At 65.9% G+C, this 5941-nt stretch carries 5 protein-coding genes and 1 tRNA gene; 4 read left to right on the forward strand and 2 right to left on the reverse strand.

The features are described 5' to 3' along the window. The first annotated feature begins 219 nt into the window (after nucleotides 1-219). From ACNPNP_RS09740 to ACNPNP_RS09755, 4 genes are all read left to right on the forward strand, one after another. Nucleotides 220-295 (forward strand) — tRNA-Ala (locus tag ACNPNP_RS09740). Nucleotides 296-398: 103 nt separating this feature from the next. Beyond that, nucleotides 399-1553 carry a calcium:cation antiporter gene (locus ACNPNP_RS09745; protein WP_448965824.1) on the forward strand — a complete coding sequence of 385 codons (1155 nt, stop codon included), beginning with the start codon at nucleotides 399-401 and terminating at the stop codon, nucleotides 1551-1553. Nucleotides 1554-1974: 421 nt separating this feature from the next. Continuing rightward, entirely contained in the window at nucleotides 1975-3648 is a 1674-nt protein-coding gene (locus tag ACNPNP_RS09750; protein WP_448966162.1) for a sodium:solute symporter family transporter, read from the forward strand. After that, complete coding sequence (locus tag ACNPNP_RS09755) at nucleotides 3645-3779, forward strand: putative transporter small subunit (protein WP_448965825.1); 135 nt, start codon at nucleotides 3645-3647, stop codon at nucleotides 3777-3779. The genes ACNPNP_RS09750 and ACNPNP_RS09755 overlap by 4 nt, the downstream gene beginning before the upstream one ends. 60 nt (nucleotides 3780-3839) lie before the next feature. On the opposite strand, the gene ACNPNP_RS09760 is transcribed toward ACNPNP_RS09755, so the two are convergent. Both ACNPNP_RS09760 and ACNPNP_RS09765 read right to left on the reverse strand, forming a co-directional pair. Then, nucleotides 3840-5417, reverse strand: a complete 1578-nt coding sequence (locus ACNPNP_RS09760) for a tripartite tricarboxylate transporter permease (RefSeq protein WP_448965826.1) — start codon at nucleotides 5415-5417, stop codon at nucleotides 3840-3842. Next, the coding region (locus tag ACNPNP_RS09765) for a tripartite tricarboxylate transporter TctB family protein (protein WP_448965827.1) at nucleotides 5410-5941 on the reverse strand (532 nt) is incomplete at its 5' end. The genes ACNPNP_RS09760 and ACNPNP_RS09765, both read right to left, overlap by 8 nt.

Here is a 5941-nt window from a genome sequence, read left to right on the forward strand (position 1 = left end):
GATGCCGAGTCGCTTCAGATGGTACGAAGTGGAGAGACCGGCCTGCCCTGCACCGATGACGACACTCTCCAATAGCTGCATGTCTATGACAACGCATGCATCGCCGGGAGTGTTCCCGGCGATCGCGGTGCGCGACACGGTCATGCCGCTCGATTGGCGGTGGCCGCTTCACCTGTTGTATTCTTTTCAAGTTGCCCCGCTCACGCGGGCGGCGAAGATGGGCCTGTGGCGCAGCTGGTAGCGCACCTGCATGGCATGCAGGGGGTCAGGGGTTCGAGTCCCCTCAGGTCCACCACACAATCACTCAGCTCGGCGTGTTGCTACTCTTGAGTGAACAAATCGCGCTGGACGACCCGCGCAGGATTCATCTTCAGGGGACGGCCCCATAGGAGCCCTGCATGCCTCTGACAATTCTCCGGCAGTTCATCAGCGCATCCGACATCGTCCGGATCGCGCTCGGATGGGGTGCGTTCGGCGCCCTGCTGCTCGCCGCCCCCGTCCTCGAGGTGCCGGTCCCCGCGCCTCTTCTGGTCATCGCGCTCGGTGTGATCATCGCCGTCATCCTGGTGTGCGCTTTCGGCGTCGTGAAGCAGGCCGAAGCCCTCGCGCATCGACTCGGCGACCCCTACGGCTCGCTCGTGCTCACGCTGTCGATCGTGCTCATCGAGGTCATCCTCATCTCGGCCGTGATGCTGGGACCGGGAGAGCACGCCACGATCGCCCGCGACTCCGTCATGGCGGTGTCGATGATCATCCTGAACCTCGTGATCGGCCTCGCGCTGCTGCTCGGCGGCATGCGTCACGGCGGGATGTCCCACAACCGCACGGGGACGTCGGCGTACCTCGCGATGCTCATCGTCCTCACCGCACTCGCCTTCGCGCTGCCGGCGCTCATCGGTGAGAACGGCGCGTACACGCTCGCGCAGGAGATCCCGATCATCCTGCTCACACTCGCGTTGTACGGGTTCTTCCTGTTCCGCCAGATGGGCGCGCAGGCGAACGACTTCACCGAGGTGGACGATCGTGTGCGAGCTCCTGCGGCACGTGTTCCTCGATCACGACCCGAGGCGTCAGACATCAGGGAGATCCTCCGCCGGCACCGCACTGAGGTGACGGTCCGTCTGTCGCTCCTCGTGATCACCGTCATCCCGATCGTGCTGCTCTCCCACGACATGGCGAGCCTGCTCGATGACGGCCTCGGCCGTCTGGGCGCGCCGCCGGCACTCGCCGGCGTCCTCATCGCGGCCATCGTCTTCCTCCCGGAGTCGATCACCGCCGTTCGCGCGGCACTCGGGGGTGAGGCGCAACGCGTGGTCAACCTCTGCCACGGCGCGCTCGTCTCCACCGTCGGCCTGACGATTCCCGCCGTCCTCATCATCGGCATGTTCACCGGGCAGCCGGTGATCCTGGCCGAGACCCCGGCGGATCTGCTTCTGCTCGGCGTGACGTTGCTGCTGTCGGTGGGCACGTTCGCGGCGAAGCGCGTGACATCCGTGCACGGGGCCGCGCACCTGGCGCTGTTCGCCGTGTACATCGTCGTGCTGTTCCGCTGATCCCACCCGGTCGCCGGGAGTTCCCTGGGAATTTGCTATGGTGGAAAGAATGCTCGTGCATGCATGAGCAGGGGGCGCTGCGCGCTCCCACGCGAAGCGCGCCCGTCTGCGCGCTCACCGCGACGATTCGAATCCCGCCGAGGATGCGCCGACGTTCGGCGTGCCCGCGCACGACCATGAGAAAGGAGCCGCACCCCGGGCCTCTCGTCTGCGCGCTCATATGCGCCTCAGTGGCCCAGGTTCGTTCGCCATGCTCACAGCATCAGATCTCTCGATGTCCACCAGAGTCCCCACCGTCTACTCCCCCACTTAGCCAGCGCTTTCTCATCCGACCAGCGGCATCGCCGCATCCAAGACGAGAAAGTGAGAACACCCGGTGGGAGACCTCCACACACTCTCAGGACCGATCGTGGTCCTGCTCATGCTGCTGTTCTTCGGCGGCAGCCTCTACATGTCGATCCGCATCTCGCGGAAGAACGAAAACGCCGACGGCTACATGACCGGCGGCGGCAAGATCGGCTTCGGCATCTCCGCCGCATCCATGACGGCGACCTGGATCTGGGCGTCGTCGATGTACGCCTCGGCCACTTCCGGCTACACCTACGGGATCTCCGGCCCCATCCACTACGGGCTCTGGGGCGCGTTGATGATCCTGCTCATCTACCCCTTCGGCCGCCGCATCCGCAAGGTGGCTCCGAAAGCGCACACGATCGCCGAGGTCATGTTCGCGCGGCACGGCCGCTCGAGTCAGCTCATGCTCGCCGGCTCCAACGTGCTCGGCAGCCTGATCAGCCTCACCTCGAACCTGATCGCCGGCGGCGCGCTCATCGCGATGCTGTCGCCGTTCACATTCGCCCAGGGCATCGTCGCGATCGCGATCGGTGTTCTGGCGTACACGCTGTGGTCGGGATTCCGCGCATCGGTGCTCACCGACTTCGCGCAGGTGCTGGCGATGCTGGGGGCCGTGGCGATCATCATCCCGGTGATCTTCTTCGCCGCCGGCGGCCCCGATCTGTTCGTCACCGGAGCGTCGAATCTCACCCCGCAGCAGGGCGACTTCTTCTCCTCCGACGCGTTCTTCAACCAGGGCGCCCCGTACATCGCCGCGGTGCTCGCCTACGCGATCGGGAACCAGACGATCGCACAGCGTCTGTTCGCGGTGCGTGAGGACCTCATCAAGAAGACGTTCATCACCGCGACCGTCGGCTACGGCGCGACCATCATCGGCGTCGGAATGCTGGGCGTCATCGCCCTGTACGCCGGCATCCAGCCGATGGACGGCGACGTCAACAATCTGATCCCGCAGATGGCCGCGACCTATCTCAGCCCAGTGCTGATCTGCGTGTTCTTCGTGATGATCATCGGCTCGCTGTCATCGACGGCGGATGCCGACATGACTGCGCTCTCGTCGATCATGATGGCCGACATCTACGGTCAGAACATCGCCGGCAAGAAGAACGCGAACCCGAAGACGATGCTCCTGGTGGGGCGACTGACCATGGTCGGTGCAACCGCTGCGGCACTCGGTTTCGCGTCGATGCAGTTCAACATCCTCGACCTGCTGGTGTTCGTCGGCGCCATGTGGGGTGCACTGGTGTTCCCGGTGATCGCGAGCTTCTACTGGAACCGCGTCACGAACGTCGCCTTCAGCGTCGCGGTCGTCGCAGCCCTCGCCGCGTTCCTCCCGGTGCGCTTCGAATGGGTCGATCTCTCCGGCGGCCTCGGAATCGTCAGCGATGTGCTGTCGGTGATCGGCATCGGCGTGGTTCTGGCGCTCATGTCGTTCGGATTCTTCGGCCTGAGGGTCGCCATCGGCGTCGGTGCGGTGTCCATCGTGGCATCCGCTCCGTTCGCGATCGGTTTCCTGCACACCTATCCGGTGCTGTCCGGATCGCTGGTCGCATACGCGGTGAGCACGATCGTGTGCGTGGCGCTGACGATGTCGAACAGGACCAGGAGGTTCGACTTCGCCCTCATCAAGGAGCGCACTGGCGAGTTCGACACCGCCGAGACCGAGACCATGCTCACCACTGAGCGTCTCGCGAACGATGCGGATGCCGCGGGAGACGCTGCACTCGCAGGAAAGGACGCATGATGGACATCTTCCTCATGACCGCATACGTGCTCGTATGGCCGGTGATCGTCATCGGTGCACTCGCCGTGATCATCCGCGCGTTCGTGAAGGACGCGCGCGAGGCCAAGCGGGAGGGCCGTCAGATCATCTGATGGCCCTCACCCGGTCGAACGGATGGGCGGCAGCAGGATCACGCTGCCGCCCACCCGCGTTCACTGCTTGCGCAGCTGCTGGGCGATCTCCTCATCCACGGTGCGGATCGTCGCGGTGTCGATGTCGGACAGCGCGGCCTCGAACCTGGCCTGGCGGTGCTTGAGCCAGATGCCGAGCACGATGATCAGCACCATCGCCGAGTAGATCACGATCGAGATCGGGCTGTGCACCAGGTACAGCGCATCTCCCTGACTGATCGCCATGGCCTTGCGCAACTGCTCCTCCGCCATCGGGCCCAGGATCGCTCCGACCACCATCGGCGACACGGGATAGCCGTGCCGGCGCATGAAGAACCCGATCACCCCGAGCAGGAGCAGCACGCCGATGTCGAAGATCGTGAAGTTCGCCGCGTATGCGCCGAGCCCCGCGAAGACCAGGATCCCGGCGTACAGGTACGGGCGCGGAATCTGCAGCACCTTCGCCCACATTCCGACCAGCGGCAGGTTGAGGATGATCAGCACGACGTTGCCGATGTAGAGGCTCGCGATCAGCGCCCACACCAGCGCGGGCTGACTGTCGAACAGCAGCGGACCAGGGCGGATGCCGTAGGTCTGGAACGCCGAGATGATGATCGCAGCCGTCGCGGTCGTCGGCAGTCCCAAGGTCAGCAGCGGCACCAGCACACCCGCCGCGGCCGCGTTGTTGGCCGCCTCAGGGCCCGCCACTCCCTCGATCGCTCCCTTGCCGAACTGCTTCCGGTAGGGATCCTTCGCGAGCTTCTTCTCGGTCGCGTACGACAGGAACGTCGCGACGTCCGCGCCACCGGCGGGAATCGCTCCGATCGGGAATCCGATCGCCGTGCCGCGCAGCCACGGCTTCCACGACCTCTTCCAGTCGCTCTTCTTCATCCACGAGCGCCAGCTGCCGGAGACGGGGATGATCGGCAGAGCCCCGCTGCGCAGGCGCGAGCCGACGTAGAGCGCCTCACCGACCGCGAACAGGCCGACCGCGACGATCACGACGTCGATCCCGTCACCCAGGTTCGGGATGCTGAAGGTGAAGCGCGCCTGCCCGGTCAGCGTGTCTGTGCCGATCAGCCCCAGGAACAGACCGATCGACAGCGACACGATGCCCCGGATCGGACTCGCACCGAGCAGCGCGCCCACGGTGAGGAAGGCGACGATCATCAGGGCGAAGTAGTCGGCAGGGCCGAGTGTCACGGCGAAGTCGGCGATGAACGGCGCGAACAGCGTGAGCAGCGCCGTGGCGATCGTGCCGGCGATGAACGAGCCGATCGCCGCTGTGGCCAGCGCGGCGGTGGCCCTGCCCATCCGCGCCATCTTGTTGCCTTCGAGGGCGGTGACGATGGATGCCGATTCCCCCGGTGTGTTCAAGAGGATCGACGTCGTCGATCCTCCGTACATGCCGCCGTAGTAGATGCCGGCGAACATGATGATCGCGCTGGTCACATCCAGCGTGTACGTCAGCGGGAGCAGCAGAGCGACGGTCATGGCCGGCCCGATACCGGGAAGCACGCCGACCGCGGTGCCCAGCAGCACGCCGACGAACGCGAACAGCAGGTACTGCGGCTGCAGCGCCGTCGCGAAGCCGTCCATGAGCAACTGCAGACTATCCACCGAGCACCCCCGTGCCCTCGACCAGGCCCGGCAGGATGGTGCCGAACGGAGGCAGGGACAATCCGAGCAGGTTCCCGAACAGCAGCTGCGTCAGCACGCCGAGTCCGAGTCCGAGCAGGAGCGCCTTCCACCAGCTCGATGCTCCGAGCGCCAGCGAGGCGCCGGCGAAGAGCACGACCACGGCGGCAGGCCACCCGGCGATCGGGATCACGATCATGAGAGAGGCGAACGCCAGGGCGAGGAGCCCCACTGTCTTCCACGACGTGCGCGCCTCGGTGTCGACGTCCTCGCCCTCATCCGGAGCCCCCACGTCGCCACGGAGCACCGCCACGAACGCCGCGACCGAAGCCAGCAGCATGAGGCCGGTGACAGCGTACGGCACCACGCGTGCGCCGAGGACGTTCGAGGAGCCGACCGGCTCGCGGATGAAGCCGGTCATCACCAGTGCCACGCCGGCGAACACGACGATCACTCCGACGAAGACGAGCTCGCCGAGCCGGCGCGACCGGGGGGCGCCGGCGCCC

The sequence above is a fragment of the Microbacterium xerophyticum genome, from assembly GCF_053543555.1.